Consider the following 20,115-nt stretch of genomic DNA (forward strand, 5'->3'; position numbering starts at 1 on the left):
GAGGCTGCCGGTGCCATGATGAGGAGGTGGCACACGCAGAAGAACCGGAGGACCGGACCGCGTCGGCCGATCAGGTGGTGCGGCCGGGATCGCTGCTGGTCTCGTCCACGGAACTCGTCGAACCGACGTTCCGTCGTACCGTGGTCTACATCATCGAGCACAACGACGCCGGCAGCCTGGGCGTCGTCATCAATCGGCCGAGCGAGACCGCTGTGCAGAACGTGCTCCCGCAGTGGTCGGATCTCGCGGCGTCCCCGAAAGCGCTCTACGTGGGCGGACCCGTCAAACGCGACTCCGCACTGTGTCTGGCCACGCTGCGGTCCGGCGTGGACGTCGACGACGTGCGGGGCATCCGTCGAGTGGACGGCCGTGTCGTGATGGTCGACCTGGACTACGACCCGGCTGCGATCGCCCCGCTGGTGGAGGGCATGCGCATCTTCGCCGGCTACTCGGGATGGACGCTCGGACAGCTCGAGGGAGAACTCGAGCGGGACGACTGGATGGTGGTGTCCGCGCTGCCGTCCGACGTCGTGGGCCCGCCGCGCGTCGATCTGTGGGCGCAGGTGTTGCGCCGTCAGCCGCTGCCGCTGGCGATGCTGGCGACCCACCCGATCGACGTCGACCGGAACTGAGACCGAAGTTCTCGTCAGTGGGCGAAGTGCCGAGCGTGCGAGTGCCCGTCGCCGTCGGTGGAGAGCGACGCCAGGACGGCGTCGATCGCTTCGCACAGCATCCTACCCAGGTCTGCCGAGAAGCCCTCTCGCACAACGATTCTCAGGACCGAGACCGACTCGGCACGGGCCGGCATGGTGTACGCGGGAACCTGCCACCCGCGGGCGCGGAGTTCGTGAGAGACGTCGAAGACGGTGAAGCCGCAGTTCTCCCGCAGCGCGAATGCCACCACCGGGATGTCGGACCCGTCGGAGATGACGTCGACGTCGCCGTGCTCGCGCAGGTGGTCGGCGACGCGGGTCGCGGTCGAGCGCAGCGAGGTCATGACATCCGTGTAGCCGGCGCGGCCGAGGCGGAGGAAGTTGTAGTACTGACCGATCACCTGATTGCCCGGGCGTGAGAAGTTCAGGGTGAACGTCGGCATGTCACCGCCGAGGTAGTTGACGCGGAACACGAGGTCCTCGGGGAGGTCCTCCTTCTCGCGCCACACGACGAATCCCAGGCCGGGGTAGGTCAGTCCGTACTTGTGACCGCTGGCGTTGACGGACTTCACGCGCGGCAACCGGAAGTCCCACACCAGATCCGGGTTCAGGAACGGGACCACGAAACCGCCGCTGGCACCGTCCACGTGGATGGGGACGTCCGGCCCGCCGGCCGCGGCGATCTCGTCGAGCACGGCCGAGATCTCCTCGACCGGTTCGAGTTCGCCGGTGAACGTGGTCCCGAGAATCGCGAGCACGCCGATGGTGTTCTCGTCGACGGCGTCGCGCACCTGGTCGGCCGTGACGACGTAGCGGCCCGGCTCCATGTCGAGGTACTTCGGCTCGACGTCGAAGTAGCGACAGAACTTCTCCCAGACCACCTGGACGTTCGTCCCCAACACGAGGTTGGGCCGACCGGTGTCCGCACCGGCCGCGGTCCGACGTGCGCGCCACCGCCATTTCAGTGCCAGACCGGCGAGCATGACGGCCTCGGACGAACCGATCGTCGAGACGCCCGTCGCGCTGGACGGATCGGTCGGGTCGAGCCCGGGCGCGTTCCAGAGATCCGCCACCATGTTGACGCACCGCTCCTCGATCGCCGCGGTGGCCGGGTACTCGTCCTTGTCGATCATGTTCTTGTCGAACGTCTCGGCCATCAGCTTCTCGGCCTCGGGCTCCATCCACGTGGTGACGAACGTGGCGAGGTTGAGGCGGGAACTGCCGTCGAGCATCAGCTCGTCGTGGATGAAGCGGTAGGTGACGTCGGGATCCATGCGGTCGTCCGGCAGTCGCAGCGCCGGAACGGGATCGTTGGCCAAGCGCCCGGTGTAGGCAGGAGAGATCGTTCCGTCGCGCGGGATTCTCGTCACGACGCCACGCTACTGCGGTGACCGGGGCGGTGCCTGTGAACTTCCGGTGTCATTCCAGAAGTGATGCGGCCACTCGCAGATCGGCGACGAGTGCGTCGAACGCGGCATCGCGTTCGTCGTCCGGCGCTCGGAGGACGGCCGACGGGTGCGCGGTGGCAACAGCTCTCGCCTCGCCCACCTCGAGGACGCGCCCCCGGTCGACACCGATCCGGAACGAGGTCCCCAGCATCGCCTGCGCCGCCGTCGCGCCGAGGAGGACCACGACGGACGGGTCGACGGCGCGGATCTCCGCCTCGAGCCACGGGTGACACGCGACGACCTCCGAGCGCAGCGGCTTCTTGTGGATGCGCCGCGGGCCGCGGTCGGCACGCGTGAATTTGAAGTGCTTGACCGCGTTGGTGACGTAGGTCAGCTCCCGGTCGATGTCCGCCTGCGCCAGAGCACGATTCAGGAGCGCACCCGCCGGGCCGACGAAGGGCTGTGCCCGTCGATCCTCCTGATCCCCCGGTTGCTCGCCGATGAGCATCATGCGAGCGGACGGGGTGCCGGCTCCGAACACCGTGTTCTCCGCGGGCTCCCACAGGTCGCATCCCCGGCAACTGCGGGCGGCGTCGGCGAGAACGCGGAGATCGTCGGACTCGGGCACGAAGGTGCCTGCGCCGGGAAACTTCGGGGCCATGTCTTCGGTGGTACCCGCCACGGACCCGGTGACACCTGTTTGGCACCCCCCACGGCCGGGGCATGCCACGGCGATGACCGACCAGTACACGTTCACCGATCCCGTCACCCAGTACCGACAGGACGGGTACCCCGAGCAGCACCAGAATCCGCCGGGCCTCGCCGCGGAACTCGAGCCCAAGGCCGACCACGGTGAGGGCAGCTACCGCGGCACCGGCCGGCTGACCGGGCGCAAGGCACTGGTCACCGGTGCGGACAGCGGCATCGGCCGCGCCGTCGCCATCGCGCTGGCCCGCGAGGGCGCCGACGTCGTTCTCAACTACCTGCCGTCGGAGGAGAAGGACGCGCAGGAGGTGGCCGACCTGGTGCGCACCGCCGGGAGGACCGCGGTACTCGCTCCCGCCGACCTCACGGACGAGTCCGCGGCTCGCGGCATCGTGCGCACCACCGTCGAGAAGTTCGGTGGCATAGACCTTCTCGTGAACGTCGCCGGCAAGCAGCAGTACGTCGAGAAGCTCGAGGATCTGAGCCCGGAGCAGTTCGACGCCACGTTCAAGACCAACGTGTACGCGCTGTTCTGGATCATCCAGGAAGCGGTTCCGCACATGCCGGCAGGATCGACCATCGTCAACACCAGTTCGATCCAGGCGTACACGCCGTCACCGGGACTCGTGGACTACGCGACGACCAAGATGGCGATCAACACGATGAGCAAGGCACTCGCTCAGCAGTTGGCTCCCCGCGGGATCCGGGTCAACGTCGTTGCGCCCGGACCGTTCTGGACACCGTTGCAGGCGTCCGGCGGCCAGCCCACCTCGGCTCTGCCGGAGTTCGGGCAGGAGACGCCCCTCGGTCGTGCGGGTCAGCCCGCCGAGTTGGCCGGCGCCTACGTATACCTCTCGTCGGCCGAGTCGGGCTACGTCACCGGCGACACGCTGAACGTCAACGGCGGCATGCCGACGCCGTGACGGCGGGATCGTGGACTCCTCGCCCCGCTTTCCGGGGTCGGAAGTCCACGATCACCGGGGCGCCCCGGCCTACCCTGATGACATGACCGACTTCTCGTCAGACCAGGCCGCGTCGTTGCCGGATGCCGAGGTCCTGGACCTCGTGGTCGCCCTCACGAGTGCTCGACCGGCGCTGCGCGCGGTGCACGACGCTGCCGTGGCTCTGACTCCCGAGGCGTCGGTCGACCCCGACATCGTGCCGCGCACGCCGTCGGTGACGGACATTCCGCAGGTTCCGACAGACCCGGGCTTCACCGACGCCGGTGTCCCCACGTTCGACGCGGTGCGAGAGCGAATCGACGGGCGTTCGGGGCGCGCGGTGGGGTCTACCGAGCTGGATGCCGAGAGCGCGATCGGTCGAACCGAGGCGGAGAAGTTCGCCGAGCGGGAACGCGCCGGCAAGGCTCGCCTGGACGAGATCAGGAAGTCGATGCAGCAGCGTCCCTGATCGCCTGGCGTTCGTAGCGACCGGCGAGGACGGCGCACACCACCAGTTGGATCTGGTGGAAGATCAGCAGGGGAAGCACGATCACTCCGACGGGTTGCCCGACGAAGAGCACCGACGCGATCGCGATGCCGCTGGCCAGGCTCTTCTTCGACCCGCAGAACACCACGACGATGCGGTCGGCGCGGGACATACGCACCGCGCGCGCGATCCCGGCAGTCGCGGCGAGGACGACAGCGAGCAGGGCACTGCACAAGAGCACCACCGCGACGATCTGCCATGGCGTGGTGGCAGCCCAGACTCCGTCGACGCGCGACGCGCTGAACGCGGCGTACACGATCAGCAGGATCGATCCACGGTCGACGAGCAGGGTGGTGGACCGATGCCGGGCTACCCATCCTGCAAGCCATCGCCTGGCGCACTGTCCGGCGACGAAGGGCAGCAGGAGCTGCAGCATGATGTCGACGATCGACCCGGCGTCGATGCTCGCTCCGCCCGTCGTGCTCATCAGAAGGACCACCAGCAGCGGCGTCGCGAACACTCCGACGATGTTGGACAGCGACGCGCTGACGACGGCACCGGCGACGTTGCCGCGGGCGATCGAAGTGAAGGCGATCGACGACTGGATCGTGGACGGCACCAGGCAGAGGTATAGCATCCCGGTGTACAGGTCGTCGGTCAGCAGCCCCGGCGCGAGCACCCGTACTCCGAGCCCGAGAAGCGGGAACAGCAGATACGTGCAGGCGAGGACCACTCCGTGCAGCCGCCAGTGCCGGACCCCGTCCATGGCGTCGCGAGGGGACAGTCGAATTCCGTAGAGGAAGAACAGCAGCGCGATACCGACAGTGGTGACCCACGACAGCACGTCGGCTGCGGTGCCCGAGACCGGGAACACGGTCGCCGCGATGGCAGCAGCGAAGATCGCAAGGACGAAGCCGTCGAGCGCCTTGACGGTGCCGGTCAGGGAGAACGCCACGTCAGGACGGCTGGCACGCGTCCTTGAGACTGCACGAGATGCAGCTGTGTCCGCATCCGCCGGTCTCCTCGACGGGGACGGCCGCAGCAGCACGGGTGCCCATGGCGCCGCCGTAGGCAGCGGTCACCAGGGCGGCGACGGTGGTCAGGACGGCGGCCACGACACCGAACACGCCACCGGGGGCCATGGTCGCCACCGCTCCGATCAGCAGCAGGACGGCTGCAGCAGCGGTCGTCGGGCCTGCCACCTTGTTGGCGACGGCGAACGTCTCGTCGGACCGCATGCTGGCTTCGGTGCGCACTCCGGCGACGGAGTTGCGCTTCAGCCGGCCACCCAGGCCGAGGAACGCCACCGTGCCCAGCGCGACAGCGCCCACGAGGAGTACGAGCAGAAGGATCACGGACACGACAATCACGTACACCACTTTACGGCCTCGTGGCCGGGCGTTCGCGTGCGCATGGTCACGCTTTACGCTGGTCGGGTGAGTGAACACGGCGACGCCTCCCCCGACACGACCCCCGGATACCGCTACACCGCGGACCTGGCGGGTTCCCTCGAGTCGCGGTGGCAGGAGCGGTGGGCCGCCGAGGGCACGTTCGACGCGCCCAATCCGGTGGGCGACCTGGCCGGCGAGGTGCCGTCGGACAAGCTGTTCGTCCAGGACATGTTCCCGTATCCCTCGGGTAGCGGTCTGCACGTCGGCCACCCGCTCGGCTACATCGCGACGGACGTGTTCGCGCGCTACCACCGCATGCAGGGCCGCAATGTGCTGCACACCCTCGGGTACGACGCGTTCGGTCTACCCGCCGAGCAGTACGCGGTGCAGACGGGAACGCACCCGCGCACCACCACCGAGGCGAACATCGCCAACATGCGCCGGCAGCTGGGGCGGCTGGGACTCGGTCACGACACCCGCCGCTCGCTCGCCACGACGGACGTCGACTTCTATCACTGGACGCAGTGGATCTTCCTGCAGATCTTCGATTCCTGGTACGACACCGAGGCCGGTAAAGCACGACGGATCGTCGAGCTCGAGGAGGAATTCACCTCCGGTGCTCGGACTCTGGACGACGGGCGTGCATGGGCCGATCTCTCGGTCTCCGAGCGTCGCGACGTCATCGACGGTCATCGTCTGGTCTACCAGTCCAACTCGCTGGTCAACTGGTGCCCCGGTCTGGGCACCGTGCTGGCCAACGAGGAGGTCACCGCCGACGGTCGCAGCGACCGCGGCAACTTCCCGGTGTTCCGGAAGAACCTGCGCCAGTGGATGATGCGGATCACCGCATACTCCGACCGGTTGATCGACGACCTGGATCTGCTCGATTGGCCGGACAAGGTCAAGACGATGCAGCGCAACTGGATCGGGCGCTCCCGCGGCGCCGAGGTGACGTTCGTCGCCGGTCTGCCGCACGGGTCCGGCACCGCCGACATCGACGTGTTCACCACCCGCCCCGACACGCTCTTCGGCGCCACCTACGTGGTGCTGGCACCCGAACACCCGCTGGTGGACGACATCACGGCGGCGGCATGGCCGACGGACACCGACGAGCGCTGGACGCACGGTGAGGGAACTCCCGTGCTCGCGGTCGGCGCGTACCGTCGTGCGATCGCAGCCAAGTCGGACCTCGAGCGCCAGGAGAACAAGGAGAAGACCGGTGTGTTCACCGGCGCCTTCGCCGTCAACCCCGTCAACGGCGCGTCGGTGCCGGTCTTCATCGCCGACTACGTCCTGACCGGCTACGGCACCGGTGCCATCATGGCCGTCCCGGGTCACGACCAGCGTGACTGGGAGTTCGCCACGAAGTTCGGACTGCCTGTGGTGCAGGTCATCTCGGGTGGCGCTGTCGACGAGTCCGCGTGGACCGGCGACGGCGAGCTGATCAACTCCGATTTCCTGGACGGCCTCACCGTCGACGCGGCCAAGGCGCGTGTCATCGAGCACCTCGAGTCCGAGGGCCGCGGCAGGGGCACCATCCAGTACAAGCTGCGCGACTGGCTGTTCGCCCGTCAGCGGTACTGGGGCGAGCCCTTCCCTGTGGTGTACGACGCGGAGGGCAAGGCGCACCCGTTGCCGGATTCTGCTCTGCCGGTGGAACTTCCGGAGGTGGAGGACTACGCACCCGTGTCGTTCGACCCGGACGACGCGAACAGTGAGCCGTCTCCCCCGTTGGCGAAGGCGACCGACTGGGTGAACGTCGAGCTCGACCTGGGCGACGGGCTGCAGACGTACACGCGCGACACCAATGTCATGCCGCAGTGGGCCGGTAGCTCGTGGTACCAGCTGCGCTACATCGATCCGACCAACTCCGAGCAGATGTGCGCTCCGGAGAACGAGGCGTACTGGATGGGACCGCGCCCCGACGTTCACGGTGAGAACGACCCCGGCGGCCTCGACCTCTACGTCGGCGGCGTGGAACACGCTGTGCTGCACCTGCTGTACGCGCGGTTCTGGCACAAGGTGCTGTTCGACCTGGGGCACGTCAGCTCGAAGGAGCCGTACCGCCGCCTGTACAACCAGGGGTACATCCAGGCGTACGCGTTCACCGACGCGCGCGGCGTCTACGTCGCGGCCGACGAGGTGGAGGAGCGCGACGGCGGGTACTTCCACGACGGGCAGCCCGTCACTCGTGAGTACGGGAAGATGGGCAAGTCCCTGAAGAACTCCGTCTCCCCCGACGAGATCTTCACCGAGTACGGCGCGGACACCCTGCGCATGTACGAGATGTCGATGGGTCCGTTGGACACGTCCCGGCCGTGGGCGACCAAGGACGTCGTCGGCGCGCACCGTTTCCTGCAGCGCGTCTGGCGTCTGGTGGTCGACGAGGAGACCGGCGCCGTCCGGACCACCGACGCGACGCCGAGCGACGCCACGCTGAAGGCTCTCAACCGGACCGTCGAGGGTGTCGACGCGGATTACGCTGCGCTGCGCGACAACACGGCCGGCGCGAAGCTCATCGAGTACACCAACCACCTCACGAAGGAGTACCCGCAGGGCGCACCTCGGGACGCCGTCGAGCCGTTGGTGCTGATGCTGGCTCCTCTCGCACCGCACATCGCCGAGGAACTGTGGAACACGATGGGACACAGCGAGTCACTGGCTCACGGTCCATTCCCCACGGTCGACGAGAAGTGGCTCGTGGACGATACGGTGGACTACCCGATCCAGGTCAACGGCAAGGTACGCAGTCGCATCACGGTGGCGGCCGACGGGTCCCGCGAGGACGTGCAGGCGGTGGCCCTGGCCGACGAGAAGATCGTCGCGCTTCTCGACGGCAAGGATCCGAAGAAGGTCATCGTCGTGCCGGGCAGAATGGTGAACATCGTTCTGTAGCTCGACCGACCTCACCACACCAGGTCGTCGGCTCCCTCGATCTCACGCCATTCGACGGGCCGGACGCCGGGAACCAGGGCGAGGCGATCGGCCGCCGTCAGCTCGGCCATCGCCAGGCCGGTCGCAGCGGCGATGTCGGTGATCGGCACCTGATACGTGCGGTACGCCCCGAGCGGAGGGATGTCGCTCGCCAGGGCGCCGCGTTCGAGAATGGGTGCCAGCGACTCCGACTGGTCGAGCACGTAGCCGGTCGCGGCGAGCACGTCGTTCTGCCACCAGGCCGCGATCTTGAAGAAGCGCCGCGGGATCGCGACACCGCGGTAGACGGGATCGTCCTCGGCGAACACGCAGCCGCTGAAGACGGAGATCGTCTGCCCGTACGTCCGCGCGTGCTCGAGCACGTAGTCCTCGAGGCCGAGCCAGAGAGTCTTGGACTGGTTCAGTGTCGCCGTCTGCGGTCCGCACACGGTGTAGTGGAAGGTGTCCTCGTTGGCCTGCTCCGCGACGTCGAGCGTGCCCCACACGGGATCGCGTCGTCGTACGAGGTGCCCACGGTCGATGTCGTTGTTCGCGTACAGCTCCGGGCCCGCCTGCGCGGTCGCCGGCAGTCGCGGATCGAGGCGCCAGTCGTCTCCGCGGTCCACCTCCTGCAATGCGCCGCCGTCGATGTTCACCGCGGTCACGGCGGCGAGGCGCCGTTCGGGGTCCATCGACACGGAGAAGTGCGTGTAGGTCAGGACGGTCAGGTCCGGCCGGGCGGGGAGCGGCAGCGGGGTGGTGGACAGGAAGGTCTCGTCGTATCCCATGCCGTCATTCAGCCACGGTGGGGTGACACGGGGGTGAACACCCACGAACCCCCCGCGAGTACGTCCTGATTGTCGTGATCAGCAGCTGGATCACGACACTGTCGACGTACTCGCGAGGGGTGAGGGGTGAAGCGGGGTGCTCTAGAAGTCCACCTTCGCCCGCGACCGCACCTTCGTCACGATGGAGAAGACCACCGCGATGACCATCAGCGTGTACAGCACGACGGTGATGCCACTGCCGACGAGGACGGAGACGTCCCCTTCACTGACGGCCAGGGCTCGTCGCAGCGAATCCTCGGCGAGCGGTCCCAGGATGACGGCGATGAGCACCGGCGCCAACGGGATCCCGAAGCGGCGCAGCATGAATCCGATGATGCCGAGTCCGAGCATGGCGATGAGGTCCACGATCGAGGCGCTCACCGCGTAGACGCCGAGCGAGGCGAACACGGTGATGCCGGCGTACAGGTAGTTCTTGGGGATCTTGAGCAGCTGCGCCCACAGTGGGGCGAACGGCAGGTTCAGGATCAGCAGGACCACCATGCCGACGAAGAGGCTGGCGAGCAGTGCCCAGACGACCTCACCGTTCCGCTCGAACAGCAACGGTCCCGGTTGGATCCCGTACTGCTGGAACGCTGCGAGCAGGATCGCTGCCGTCGCCGACGTGGGGAGCCCGAGGGCGAGAAGTGCACCCATCGCGGTACCGGCGGTGGAGTTGCCGGCGGCTTCCGGTCCGGCGACGCCGCGGATCGCGCCCTTGCCGAACATCGGGTTCTTGCTGCGTCGGTCCAAGCGGCGCTCGGTGCCGTAGGCCAGGAAGCTCGGCACCTCGGCGCCGCCGGCGGGGATGACGCCGAAGGGGACACCGAATGCGGTGCCGCGCAACCATGCAGGCATCGCTTCGCGGAACTCTGCCTTGCTCAGGAAGGGTCGACCCTTCGACGGGATCAGCGTGTTGTCGTCGGGCTTGCCGATCTTCGAGGCGATGAAGATGACCTCGCCGAGGGCGAGCATCGCGACGGTGATGACCACCACGGAGATGCCGTCGAACAGTGCGGGTACCTCGAACGTGAACCGTGATGCGCCGGAGGGTCCGTCGATACCGATGACGGCGAGTGTCAGGCCGATCAGCAGTGCGCTCAGACCCTTGAGGACGGAGTCGGACACGACTGCGGACGTCGCGATGAAGGCGAACACCGCCAGGGCGAAGTACTCCGCGGGTCCGAAGTTCGTGGCCAGGTCGGCGAGCGTCGGGGCGAAGAACACCACGAGGGTGGTAGCGATGATGCCGCCGATGAAGGCGCCGATGGCGGAGGTGGCCAACGCTTGTGGGGCGCGGCCGTTCTTCGCCATGCGGTGCCCCTCGAACGTTCCCGCGATCGCCGTGCTGTTTCCGGGGGTGTTCATGAGGATGCCGGAGATCGAGTCACCGAACAGGCCGCCGAAGTAGACGCCGGCGAACATGATGAGCGCCGAGGTGGGCTCGAGGGTGAACGTCACGGGTAGGAGCAGGGCGACAGCCATGGCCGATCCGAGACCGGGAAGGACACCCACCGCGGTGCCGAGCAGGGCGCCGACGACGACCCACACGATGTTCATGGGCGTCAGCGCGGTGCCGAAGCCGTCGATGAGATTGGAGAGTGCGTCCATCAGAACACCGCCGCGAGGATGCCGCCGGGCAACGTGAGCCCGAGTCCACCGGAGAAGACAAGCTGGACGACGGACGACATGACAAGCGCCACACCGGCGTCGAAGACGTACCGGGTGCCGCCGAGTCCGATCGAGACGCCCCAGAACAGCAGCGCACCGGCGAGCACCCATCCCAGCGGATTCAGCAGGGCGATGAACAGGGCGATCGAGCCGACGGTGATGCCGACGGAGCGCCAGTTGGACACGGTCCCGGTGTTCGGCTCGCCGGCCTCGTCGACGCCGAGGTCGACCTCGTCCGGAGTGCGCAGCAGTTGAACCGCGACGAGCACGGCGATCACGAAGCACAGTCCCGCGATGATGGCCGGGAAGACCTGCGGGCCGGGCGATGTCGCGGTGTCGGGTACGTCCATGGTGACGGTGCCGTAGATCAGGAACAGGCCGAGGGCGACGAGAAGCCCCGACACCACCAGTCCGCTCCGGCCGTGGAGGAAACCACGATCGGTATCGGGCGGCGTTTCCGCCCGCGTGGTCGAAACACTCTCACTCATACCAGGCCCAACTCTCGGAGGATGTCGGTGATGCGGGTCTGTTCGACCTCGAGGAAGTCACCGAAGTCGTCCCCGGTGACGAAGGACGGCTTCCACCGGTTGCGCTCGATGGCGGTGTCCCACTGTTCGGTCTCCTGCATCTCGGTGACGATCTCGATCAACGTCTGCCTGTCGGTGTCCGAGATGCCGGGAGGTGCGACGAATCCGCGCCAGTTGACCAGGTCGACGTCGTACCCGAGTTCCTTGAACGTCGGGGTGTCGATCCCCTCGACGGGCTCGGGTGCCGCCACCGCGAGGGCGCGGACGTTCCCGGATTCGATCTGGTCGCGGAAGTCGTTGTATCCGCTGACGGCGATGCCGACGGTGTTGGACAACAGCGAGGTCAGCACCTCACCACCGCCGGAGAACGCGATGTAGTTGATCGCTGCCGGATCGATGTCGACCTGCTGTGCCAGCTGGCCGGAGACGATGTGGTCGATACCGCCGAGCGAGCCGCCGCCGATGGGGAGACCGCCGGGGTTGGCCCGCCATGCGGCGATGAAGTCCTCGAGGTTCTGGTACGGCGAGTCTCGCGGTACGACGAAGACCTCGAAGTCCTCGGCCATCTTGGCGATGGGCACGGTGTCCTGCAGGGTGATGTCGGAATCGTTGATCGCGATACCGCCGAGCATGACCGTGCCGGTCACCATGACCGTGGTCGACTGGCCCGTGAGATTTTCGAGCTGACTGAGCCCGATGGTCCCGCCGGCTCCGGGGACGTTCACCACCTGGGCGTTGTTCACGATGCCGTCGGAACGGAGTGCTTGCTGCGACTCACGCGCCACCAGGTCCCATCCACCTCCCGCTGCGGCGGGAGCGATCAGGGTCAACTTGGCGCGGGCGTCGGATCCGCTGGCGCTGCCGGCCGCGTCGATGCCGGCGACGGCGACGACGGCGACGACAGCGAGCGTGCCGAGCGCGCGCTTCACTGTGATCTGCATGGGCACGACAACTCAGGAGTGGTTTCGGTCACATCAGGAGGCTAGGTTCTGGATGTCCGAATAGTCCAGGGAATCCGAGTTGTGGCCATAGTGTGCACGGACGAATACCGCGAAACGTACGTCGTCGCGACGGAATCTCGGTGAACCTGGAGTCTCCCCGATGTGAAAGGCACCGTCATGACCGTTGCAGTAGCGATGAATTCGACACCCGAAGGCCGTGAGGCGCTCGTGCAGGGACAGGCGGAGGCGACGCTGAGGGGAACCGATCTCGTCGTCCTGTCGGTGATCGACGCCGATTCGGTCACCACCGCCCACCGGGACGCAGCCGAGGCGCAGGCACGTCAGGTGCTGGGAGAGAACTCCTTCACGGTGCGCGTCGAACCCGACGGCGGCGATCCGGCGGGGGCTCTCGTCGATCTGGTCTCGGATGTCGGTGCCACGCTGGTGATCATCGGATCACGTCGCCGAAGCGCGGTCGGAAAGTTCCTGACCGGCAGCACGGTTCAGCGCGTGTTGCTCGACAGTCCGGTCCCCGTGCTCGTGGTCAAGGCGAACGAGCACTGAGTCACGCTCGCCCCTGATCCCCGATCACCGTGTGCGCAGGACGATCTCGGTGGGATGCGCATCGGCAGGGGTGTCCACGGCCTGGCGGACGGCGCGGGCGACGGTCTCGACGGTGAGGTACTTCGAGGCGTCGTACTCGTCGCCCTCGCCCGCGACGATCGCGCGCTGCATGTCGGTGTCGATGCGCCCCGGGTGGACGGACGTCACGCGCAGGGTCGGCTCCTCGAGGCGCAGTGCGTCGCCGAAGGCCCGCAGCGCGAACTTGCTCGCGGCGTAGGCACTCCACCCCGGGTTGGCCCTGATGCCGGCGCCCGAGTTGATCAACACGACGTGGCCGCCGGCTGCTCGGAGCGCGGGCAGCAGGAGGCGGGTGAGCTCGGCCACCGCGAAGACGTTGGCCTCGAACGTGTGTCGCCAGTCCGCGAGCGTCAGCGTCTCCACCGTGCCGAGATCGGCGACGCCCGCGTTGTGCACCAGGACGTCGAGGCTCGTGATGTCCGCGGTGGCCGCGGCGAGAGCGTCCGCGTCGGTGAGGTCGACGGGCCACGGCCGCGCGCTGATCAGTTCGTCGGAGATGCCCGCGACGGAGTCGGCCGTCGATCCCCCGACCCAGACGTCGTGATCGGCGGACAACAGGCGAGCGATTCCCGCTCCCAGTCCGCGGGCGGCTCCGGTGACGAGTGCTGTGCGTGGCATACAGCGAGGCTATCCGGCGCCCTTCTGGATGTGCGTCCGCATGTCCGAGTACGCCCTCGCGAAGGTCGCGACGTCGTCGTCGGTGAGGACGTCGAACATCGACGCCCGGACGGCGCCGACATGGCCGGGGCTCGACGCCGCGAGCTTGTCCATACCCGCGTCGGTGAGTTCCGCGAGCATCCCCCGACGGTCGTCCTCGCACTCGACGCGGACGACCCAACCGGCGTCGACGAGTCGGGTGATCGCCCGGGTGACGCCACTGCGGGTGGTGGTCACCGCATCGGCCAGGTCGCGCATCCGCATCTGTCGGCCGGGTGCCTCCGAGAGCACGACGAGCAGCTCGAAGTCGGTGAAGGAGATCCCGGAATCGCGCGTGAGCTGCCGATCGAGCGTCTGCATCAGCAGACGCGTCGCGTCGAGGTACGAGCGCCAGGCGCGCTGCTCGTCCTCGTTCAGCCACTGAGTCATGACACGAGTCTACCCAAGTAGTTGACAGCGCAACCATATGCGGTACTGTTCTCGGTAGTTGACAACGCAACGATTCGATCGAAGGCGGAGACGATGAGCATGACAGCCGACGAGCAGCAGCGCTCGGACGAGTTCGAGGCCAGGCGCGACCGACTGCGGGGCCTGCACCTGCAGCCTGCAGAGTCCCGCCCGACGTCCTCGGCGCGCGGACTGCACCACACCGCGCTGATCAGCAGCGACGTCGAGCAGACCATCCTGTTCTACCAGGGTGTGCTCGAGTTCCCACTGACCGAGTTGATCGAGAACCGCGACTACCCCGGCTCGTCGCACTTCTTCTTCGACATCGGGAACAGCAACCTCCTCGCCTTCTTCGACTTCCCCGGCCTCGACGTCGGCCCCTACGAGGAGGTGCTCGGCGGACTGCATCACGTGGCCATCAGCGTGGAACCCGACCGCTGGGAACACCTGCGCACCAAGCTGACGGATGCGGGCGTCGAGCTCACGGAGCACAGTGGAGTCTCGATCTACTTCCGTGATCCCGACGGTGCACGCCTCGAACTCATCGCCGACCCGCTCGGCGAGATGTACGGCCACCACGTTCTCTGAGTCCGAATCACTCCCGAATCACGGTTCTCTCCCGAAAGGTCACTCATGACGAAGCTCGCGATCCTCTACTACTCCTCCACCGGCCACGGCACCACGATGGCGGCCGAGCTCGAGAAGGCCGCTCAGGCGGCCGGCGCCGAGGTGCGCGTCCGGCACATCGCCGAGACCCGTGACCCGGCGACCTTCGCCGAGAACCCCGCCTGGACTGCCAACTACGAGGCCACCAAGGATCTGCCGGCCGCCACCGGTGACGACATCGTGTGGGCCGACGGCGTCATCTTCGGCTCGCCGACCCGTTTCGGCAGCGTCGCGTCCCCGTTCCAGACCTTCTTCGACACGCTCGGTGGCCTGTGGGCCCAGGGCAAGCTCGCCGACAAGGCCTACGCCGCGTTCACCTCGAGCCAGACGGCCCACGGCGGCCAGGAGACGACCATCGTCAACCTGTACACCTCGCTCATGCACTTCGGCGGCATCCTCGTTCCCCCCGGCTACACCGACGGACTGAAGTTCGCCGACGGCAACCCCTACGGCGTCGGCCACGTCACCGGACCCGACAACCAGAACGAACTGGACGACGCGACCCGCGCCGCCCTCGGACATCTCGCCACCCGCGTCGTCACCATCGCGGGCAAGCTCGCTCGGTAGTCTCAGTTTCCATCCCGAGAAGGGACCCCCATGACGAACTCCACCGCACCCGAACTCGACGTCCGTCGCGCCGACGACCGGCCGGCCACGAACATCGGCTGGCTCGACTCGCACCATTCGTTCTCGTTCGGACATCACTACGATCCCGACAACACCCACCACGGGGTGCTGATGGTGAACAACGACGACATCGTGGACGCGGGTACCGGTTTCGACACGCACCCGCACCGGGACATGGAGATCGTCACGTGGGTCCTGCAGGGATCCCTCGTGCACCAGGACTCCATCGGGCACAACGGGCTCATCTACCCGGGGCTCGCCCAGCGGATGAGCGCCGGCACGGGAATCCTGCACTCGGAGAAGAACGACTCGTGGCGTCTCGCGTCGGCGGAGAACCCGTCGCAGAAGCATCGGGACCCGGTGCACTTCGTGCAGATGTGGGTCGTGCCCGACGAGGCCGGCATCACCCCCGGGTACGAGCAGCTCGAGATCGACGACGAACTGCTCTCGGGCGGGCTGGTTCCGGTCGCGTCGGGAATGGACGCCTACAAGGACCACTCGGCGATCCGCATCAAGAACAAGTACGCCGCGATGCACGTCGCACGGTTGCGTTCCGACACCCCGGCTCAGGACCTTCCGGATGCTCCGTTCCTGCACGTCTTCGTCGCCCGCGGCGAGGCCTCGCTCGAGGGCGTGGGCCTGCTGCGCGAGGGTGACGCGGTCCGCATCAAGGGCGGTGGCGGACAGACACTGTCGACGACGTCCGCAGCCGAGGTCATCGTCTGGGAGATGCACGCCACCATCGGTCGCTGACCGTCACGCTTCGATCAGCCCTGGAGCCTGTTCGGCTCCAGGGCCGATCGCCGTCGTGAGTAGGTGAAGTAGAGCACCGACGTGGCCGCCAGCCAGACCGCGAAGAGGATCCACGTCTGGATGTGCAGGGTGCTGATGAGGTACAGGCATGCGCAGATCGACAGGATCGGGAGCACCGGGTACAGCGGAACCTTGAAGCCGCGCTCGATGTTCGGCTCGCGGCGGCGCAGGATGATCACTCCGGCGGAGACGACGATGAAGGCCACGAGCGTGCCCATCGACACCAGGTCCGCCAGGAAGTCCAGCGGCAGGAAACCCGCGAGCAGGGACACGAAGAACGCCACGATGATCGTGTTCTTCACCGGTGCGAGGCTGCGAGGGTTCACCTGCGAGAACACCTTCGGGATCAGACCGTCGCGGCTCATCGCGAACAGGATCCGAGTCTGCCCGTAGAGGGTGACCAGCGTGACCGAGAAGATCGAGACGACGGCGCCCGCCGACAGCACGATCGACGGCCAGCTCGATCCTGTGACGTACTGCAGGATCTCGGCGAGACCGGCCTCCTGGCCCTCGAACTCGGTGTACTTCTGCGCGCCGATCGCCGACATCGTCACCAACAGGTAGATCAGCGTGACCACCACCAGCGCGCTGATGAGCGCGATGGGCAGCGTGCGCTTGGGATCGTGCACCTCCTCGCCGGCCGTCGACACCGCGTCGAGTCCGATGAACGAGAAGAAGATCAGGCCGGACGCCGCACCGACACCGGCGACTCCGAACGGGGCGAATGGTTCCAGATTCTCGAGACTGAATCCGGTGAAACCGACGATGGCGAACATCGCGAGGATGCCGATCTTGATGACGACCATGACGGCGTTCGCACGAGCGGACTCACTCGTTCCGCGGATCAGCAACACGGCGCACAGCGCGACGAGAACGATGGCGGGCAGGTTGACGCCGAAGCCGGCGCCGTCCCCGGGTGCATGCGACAGCACGTCCGGAATGCGTAGTCCGACAGTACGATCCAACAGGTCGTTGAGATACTGGGACCACAGCACCGACACCGCGGCCGTCGACACGCCGTACTCGAGGATGAGGCAGGCGCCGACGAGGATCGCGACGAACTCGCCGATGGTGGTGTACGTGTAGGTGTAGGTCGACCCGGAGGCCGGGATCGACGACGCCAGCTCGGCGTAGCAGAGCGCCGTCAGGCCGGCCGTGACGGCGGCGATGACGAACGAGAAGATGACGGCGGGCCCCGCCACCGGGACGGCGGACGAGAAGATGAAGAAGATGCCGGTGCCCACGGTCGAGCCGACGCCGATGCACGTCAGCTGGAACGTGGTGATCGACCGCTTCAGCCGACCTTCGCCCGTCGTTTCCAGTGCCGCGATGTCGCTGATCGACTTGCGTCGCAGCAATCCCGAACCGTTGCTCGGATCGCTCATGTTTCCTCCACTATCGGCGTGGTTCACCGAGCGAATCGGCTTCCACGGGGAACGACCAGAATCGGAACAGGGCTGTGCCGCAAAATCTTCGACGCGGTGGAGCCGAGGAACACCCGTGCGAGAGGTCCGAGGCGGGACGAACCGAGCACCAGCAGGTCCTCGGGCCCCAGCTCGACCGAGTCCACCACGTGCTGCCAGTCCCCGCCGGATCCCACCGCGCACGTAGGGGACAGGGCCGGGTAGGCGGACGTGACGTCCGACGCCGCGGAGTGCAGCATCTCGGTGGCCTGCTCGCGCCACTGCGACGTCACCAGATCCTCCGCGTCGTAGCCACCGAAGGGGGGATACGTCGTCGAGCGTCGTGGTGCGAACGCCACCAGGCGCAGCGCGATGTTCCAGCGCACCGCGAGAGCCGCCGCGGAGTACAGCGCATCCTTGGCTTCCGGGGTCCCGGTGTAGGCGCAGGAGATGCGGGCGACGGCGTCGGTGCGGCGGCGCGCGCCGCGCGGCGCCAGTGCCAGCGGAACAGCCGACGAGTGCAGCAGCGTCTCGCTCGTGCTCCCCGGCGTGAAGCGATCGTCGGGACCGTCGGAGCTCCCCAGCACCACCAGGTCGGCATGGTGAGTGGCCGCCGCCGCGGTGAGTGCGGCCGACTCGGCGGCGTTCTCGGCGAAGAAGGCGGAGGGCGATCCCAGATCGGCCGGAGTGAGCAGGTCCGCCATCGCCGCATCGGCCCGAGCGGCCGCATCCGTGCCGCGCTCCTCGAGCCAGCGTCGGTACTCCGCGTCCACGTGCGCCATCGACGGGAACGGCCACGTCCGCGGCAGGACGGTGCACGTGCGGACCGTCATCGCGCCGCCCGCGGCCCGAGCGGTGGTCGCCATGCGCGCGGCCAGACCCAGCGCATCGTGACCGGAGTCGTCCGGCAGCCACCCGACCAGCGCGGACATCGACGCGGTCGACACACCCACCACCCCCGACCAGTTGCCCCGGCGCGTTCGACGCCGATGGCTCAGTATGCGACCGACGCGCCGGGCCCGCACCCCGACTCACCGGCGCGTCCTGCAGGATCGCGCCGTCCGACGGATGATGTCTCCCATGGCCGCCCCCGGATTCACCCCGACTCAGCTCGCGGCACGGGCCGCCTATCTCCTGCGCGGCAACGATCTGGGCACCATGACCAGCGCGGCTCCGCGTCTGTACCCACACATGTGGAGCTGGGACGCCGCCTTCGTGTCGGTCGGGCTCGCCCCGTTGAGTGTCGAGCGGGCCGTCGTCGAGCTCGACACCCTGTTGTCCGCGCAGTGGTCCAACGGCATGATCCCGCACATCGTCTTCGCCAGCGGTGTCGACGGATACTTTCCCGGGCCCGCCCGCTGGCAGGTGAACGAACTCGCCGCGCACGCACCCGTCGGCGTCCACACCTCGGGCATCACGCAGCCCCCCGTGCACGCGATCGCCGTGCAGCGCATTCTCGATCACGCCCGTCGACGTGGGCGGACCACGCGGCAGGTCGCCGGTGAGTTCCTCGATCGGCGATGGCCGGATCTGGTGCGGTGGCACCGCTGGCTGGCACACGCACGCGATCAGAACCACACGGGGCGCATCACGCTGTACCACGGGTGGGAATCGGGCATGGACAACTCGCCGCGCTGGGACGCGGCGTACGGGAAGGTGATTCCGGGGGCGGTGCCGCCGTACATCCGGGAGGACACGTCCATCGTCACCGACTCGTCGCAGCGCCCGAGCAACATCGAGTACGACCGCTATCTCTGGCTGCTCGAGGAGATGAAACTCGCCCGGTACGACGATCTCGCGCTGAACAGTGCCATGAGCTTCGCGGTGGAGGACGTGTTCGTCAGCGCGATCTTCGCCGTCGCCTGTGACGTGCTGGCCACCATCGGCGAGGACCATTCCCGGCCTCATGCGGACGTGCGGGACCTGCGCGCCTGGGCCGACCGGTTCCGGAGCGGCGTCGTCGCAACCACCGACGCGCGTTCCGGCGCGGCTCGGGATCGCGACGTGCGGTCCGGGGAGTGGATCAAGACCGACACGATGGCGATGTTCGCGCCGCTGCTGTGCGGTGGGTTGCCTCGTGACACCGAGCGGGCGCTGCTGCGACTCTTCGAGGGTCCGCGCTTCTGCGGGCACCCGGACTTCAAGTACGCCGTTCCCCCGTCGACGTCGCCGATCTCGCGGGACTTCCGACCTCGCGAGTACTGGCGCGGTCCCGTGTGGCCGGTGGTGACGTGGCTGTTCTCGTGGGCCTTCGCTCGACGCGGGTGGTCGGAGCGGTCGGCGATGTTGCGCGAGGAGGGGCTGCGGCAGGCCAGCGACGGCAGCTTCGCCGAGTACTACGAGCCGTTCACCGGAGAGCCGTTGGGAAGCATGCAGCAATCGTGGACCGCGGCCAGCGTGCTCGACTGGCTGGGCTGAC

At 67.6% G+C, this 20,115-nt stretch carries 21 protein-coding genes; 9 read left to right on the forward strand and 12 right to left on the reverse strand.

What is annotated here, in order from left to right:
- The first annotated feature begins 26 nt into the window (after positions 1-26).
- Entirely contained in the window at positions 27-632 is a 606-nt protein-coding gene (locus QRN16_RS10385) for a YqgE/AlgH family protein (RefSeq protein ID WP_285186423.1), read from the forward strand.
- Between the two features lie 14 nt (positions 633-646).
- Here the strand turns inward: QRN16_RS10385 and gad are convergent, their stop codons facing one another.
- Both gad and QRN16_RS10395 read right to left on the reverse strand, forming a co-directional pair.
- Complete coding sequence (gene gad / locus QRN16_RS10390; RefSeq protein WP_222632460.1) at positions 647-2,023, reverse strand: glutamate decarboxylase; 1,377 nt, start codon at positions 2,021-2,023, stop codon at positions 647-649.
- 49 nt (positions 2,024-2,072) lie between these two features.
- Complete coding sequence (locus QRN16_RS10395; protein WP_027505975.1) at positions 2,073-2,702, reverse strand: UdgX family uracil-DNA binding protein; 630 nt, start codon at positions 2,700-2,702, stop codon at positions 2,073-2,075.
- 73 nt (positions 2,703-2,775) lie between these two features.
- Here QRN16_RS10395 and QRN16_RS10400 point away from each other — a divergent pair, with 73 nt between their 5' ends.
- The gene (locus tag QRN16_RS10400) at positions 2,776-3,669 is read left to right on the forward strand and encodes a glucose 1-dehydrogenase (protein ID WP_285186427.1); all 894 of its coding nucleotides are present in this window, start codon (positions 2,776-2,778) and stop codon (positions 3,667-3,669) included.
- A gap of 82 nt (positions 3,670-3,751) precedes the next feature.
- Positions 3,752-4,156: a hypothetical protein gene (locus tag QRN16_RS10405; protein WP_042573453.1), complete on the forward strand. Its 405-nt coding sequence runs from the start codon at positions 3,752-3,754 to the stop codon at positions 4,154-4,156.
- Here QRN16_RS10405 and QRN16_RS10410 read toward each other — a convergent pair.
- A complete protein-coding gene (locus tag QRN16_RS10410; RefSeq protein ID WP_285186435.1) occupies positions 4,128-5,129 on the reverse strand; it encodes a bile acid:sodium symporter family protein in 1,002 nt (333 codons plus the stop codon). The two genes, QRN16_RS10405 and QRN16_RS10410, sit on opposite strands and share 29 nt — an antisense overlap.
- A 1-nt stretch (position 5,130) precedes the next feature.
- Positions 5,131-5,544, reverse strand: coding sequence for an SdpI family protein (locus tag QRN16_RS10415; protein ID WP_042573554.1), 414 nt, complete (start codon positions 5,542-5,544; stop codon positions 5,131-5,133).
- Between the two features lie 66 nt (positions 5,545-5,610).
- Between QRN16_RS10415 and leuS the strand changes: the two genes are divergently transcribed.
- A complete protein-coding gene (leuS, locus tag QRN16_RS10420; RefSeq protein WP_285186441.1) occupies positions 5,611-8,460 on the forward strand; it encodes a leucine--tRNA ligase in 2,850 nt (949 codons plus the stop codon).
- 11 nt (positions 8,461-8,471) lie between these two features.
- Here leuS and QRN16_RS10425 read toward each other — a convergent pair whose 3' ends face one another.
- From QRN16_RS10425 to QRN16_RS10440, 4 genes are all read right to left on the reverse strand, one after another.
- Positions 8,472-9,266 (reverse strand): DNA/RNA non-specific endonuclease, encoded by a 795-nt coding sequence (locus QRN16_RS10425; RefSeq protein ID WP_285186444.1) that lies wholly within the window; start codon positions 9,264-9,266, stop codon positions 8,472-8,474.
- A 141-nt stretch (positions 9,267-9,407) separates the two neighbouring features.
- Complete coding sequence (locus QRN16_RS10430) at positions 9,408-10,913, reverse strand: tripartite tricarboxylate transporter permease (protein ID WP_027505981.1); 1,506 nt, start codon at positions 10,911-10,913, stop codon at positions 9,408-9,410.
- Positions 10,913-11,461 (reverse strand): tripartite tricarboxylate transporter TctB family protein, encoded by a 549-nt coding sequence (locus tag QRN16_RS10435; protein ID WP_027505982.1) that lies wholly within the window; start codon positions 11,459-11,461, stop codon positions 10,913-10,915. The genes QRN16_RS10430 and QRN16_RS10435 overlap by 1 nt, the downstream gene beginning before the upstream one ends.
- Positions 11,458-12,441, reverse strand: coding sequence for a Bug family tripartite tricarboxylate transporter substrate binding protein (locus tag QRN16_RS10440; RefSeq protein WP_231476358.1), 984 nt, complete (start codon positions 12,439-12,441; stop codon positions 11,458-11,460). The genes QRN16_RS10435 and QRN16_RS10440 overlap by 4 nt, the downstream gene beginning before the upstream one ends.
- Positions 12,442-12,618: 177 nt before the next feature.
- Between QRN16_RS10440 and QRN16_RS10445 the strand changes: the two genes are divergently transcribed.
- The gene (locus QRN16_RS10445) at positions 12,619-13,005 is read left to right on the forward strand and encodes a universal stress protein (protein ID WP_027505984.1); all 387 of its coding nucleotides are present in this window, start codon (positions 12,619-12,621) and stop codon (positions 13,003-13,005) included.
- A 24-nt stretch (positions 13,006-13,029) separates the two neighbouring features.
- On the opposite strand, the gene QRN16_RS10450 is transcribed toward QRN16_RS10445, so the two are convergent.
- Together QRN16_RS10450 and QRN16_RS10455 are read right to left on the reverse strand one after the other, a co-directional pair.
- A complete protein-coding gene (locus QRN16_RS10450; protein WP_027505985.1) occupies positions 13,030-13,701 on the reverse strand; it encodes an SDR family oxidoreductase in 672 nt (223 codons plus the stop codon).
- A gap of 9 nt (positions 13,702-13,710) precedes the next feature.
- Positions 13,711-14,169: a MarR family winged helix-turn-helix transcriptional regulator gene (locus QRN16_RS10455; protein WP_285186449.1), complete on the reverse strand. Its 459-nt coding sequence runs from the start codon at positions 14,167-14,169 to the stop codon at positions 13,711-13,713.
- 99 nt (positions 14,170-14,268) lie between these two features.
- Here QRN16_RS10455 and QRN16_RS10460 point away from each other — a divergent pair, with 99 nt between their 5' ends.
- From QRN16_RS10460 to QRN16_RS10470, 3 genes are read left to right on the forward strand one after another with little or no spacing between them, the layout of a single operon-like run.
- On the forward strand, positions 14,269-14,775 hold the full coding sequence (locus tag QRN16_RS10460; protein ID WP_027505987.1) for a VOC family protein: 507 nt from the start codon (positions 14,269-14,271) through the stop codon (positions 14,773-14,775).
- A gap of 45 nt (positions 14,776-14,820) precedes the next feature.
- Entirely contained in the window at positions 14,821-15,420 is a 600-nt protein-coding gene (gene wrbA, locus QRN16_RS10465; protein ID WP_027505988.1) for an NAD(P)H:quinone oxidoreductase, read from the forward strand.
- A gap of 30 nt (positions 15,421-15,450) precedes the next feature.
- Positions 15,451-16,233: a pirin family protein gene (locus tag QRN16_RS10470; protein ID WP_285186452.1), complete on the forward strand. Its 783-nt coding sequence runs from the start codon at positions 15,451-15,453 to the stop codon at positions 16,231-16,233.
- A 14-nt stretch (positions 16,234-16,247) separates the two neighbouring features.
- Here QRN16_RS10470 and QRN16_RS10475 read toward each other — a convergent pair whose 3' ends face one another.
- Both QRN16_RS10475 and QRN16_RS10480 read right to left on the reverse strand, forming a co-directional pair.
- Positions 16,248-17,678, reverse strand: a complete 1,431-nt coding sequence (locus QRN16_RS10475; protein WP_285186454.1) for an amino acid permease — start codon at positions 17,676-17,678, stop codon at positions 16,248-16,250.
- A gap of 23 nt (positions 17,679-17,701) precedes the next feature.
- Complete coding sequence (locus QRN16_RS10480; RefSeq protein WP_156380437.1) at positions 17,702-18,643, reverse strand: universal stress protein; 942 nt, start codon at positions 18,641-18,643, stop codon at positions 17,702-17,704.
- 133 nt (positions 18,644-18,776) lie between these two features.
- On the opposite strand from QRN16_RS10480, the gene ggh reads away from it, so the two are divergent.
- The gene (ggh, locus tag QRN16_RS10485) at positions 18,777-20,114 is read left to right on the forward strand and encodes a glucosylglycerate hydrolase (protein ID WP_056442140.1); all 1,338 of its coding nucleotides are present in this window, start codon (positions 18,777-18,779) and stop codon (positions 20,112-20,114) included.
- Position 20,115 lies beyond the last annotated feature (1 nt).

Origin of the sequence: Rhodococcus sp. MEB041 (genome assembly GCF_030208955.1) — a bacterium.
Classification (GTDB): domain Bacteria; phylum Actinomycetota; class Actinomycetes; order Mycobacteriales; family Mycobacteriaceae; genus Rhodococcoides.

What these genes read in the sequence shown, in the direction of transcription:
- QRN16_RS10405 (WP_042573453.1), top strand. Translation starts at nt 3,752, where the DNA reads ATGACCGACTTCTCGTCAGACCAGGCCGCGTCGTTGCCGGATGCCGAG.
- QRN16_RS10440 (WP_231476358.1), bottom strand. Translation starts at nt 12,441, where the DNA reads ATGCAGATCACAGTGAAGCGCGCGCTCGGCACGCTCGCTGTCGTCGCC.
- QRN16_RS10395 (WP_027505975.1), bottom strand. Translation starts at nt 2,702, where the DNA reads ATGGCCCCGAAGTTTCCCGGCGCAGGCACCTTCGTGCCCGAGTCCGAC.
- QRN16_RS10460 (WP_027505987.1), top strand. Translation starts at nt 14,269, where the DNA reads ATGACAGCCGACGAGCAGCAGCGCTCGGACGAGTTCGAGGCCAGGCGC.
- QRN16_RS10455 (WP_285186449.1), bottom strand. Translation starts at nt 14,169, where the DNA reads ATGACTCAGTGGCTGAACGAGGACGAGCAGCGCGCCTGGCGCTCGTAC.
- wrbA (WP_027505988.1), top strand. Translation starts at nt 14,821, where the DNA reads ATGACGAAGCTCGCGATCCTCTACTACTCCTCCACCGGCCACGGCACC.
- QRN16_RS10425 (WP_285186444.1), bottom strand. Translation starts at nt 9,266, where the DNA reads ATGGGATACGACGAGACCTTCCTGTCCACCACCCCGCTGCCGCTCCCC.
- ggh (WP_056442140.1), top strand. Translation starts at nt 18,777, where the DNA reads ATGGCCGCCCCCGGATTCACCCCGACTCAGCTCGCGGCACGGGCCGCC.
- QRN16_RS10400 (WP_285186427.1), top strand. Translation starts at nt 2,776, where the DNA reads ATGACCGACCAGTACACGTTCACCGATCCCGTCACCCAGTACCGACAG.
- QRN16_RS10435 (WP_027505982.1), bottom strand. Translation starts at nt 11,461, where the DNA reads ATGAGTGAGAGTGTTTCGACCACGCGGGCGGAAACGCCGCCCGATACC.
- QRN16_RS10430 (WP_027505981.1), bottom strand. Translation starts at nt 10,913, where the DNA reads ATGGACGCACTCTCCAATCTCATCGACGGCTTCGGCACCGCGCTGACG.
- QRN16_RS10475 (WP_285186454.1), bottom strand. Translation starts at nt 17,678, where the DNA reads ATGAGCGATCCGAGCAACGGTTCGGGATTGCTGCGACGCAAGTCGATC.
- QRN16_RS10470 (WP_285186452.1), top strand. Translation starts at nt 15,451, where the DNA reads ATGACGAACTCCACCGCACCCGAACTCGACGTCCGTCGCGCCGACGAC.
- QRN16_RS10445 (WP_027505984.1), top strand. Translation starts at nt 12,619, where the DNA reads ATGACCGTTGCAGTAGCGATGAATTCGACACCCGAAGGCCGTGAGGCG.
- QRN16_RS10450 (WP_027505985.1), bottom strand. Translation starts at nt 13,701, where the DNA reads ATGCCACGCACAGCACTCGTCACCGGAGCCGCCCGCGGACTGGGAGCG.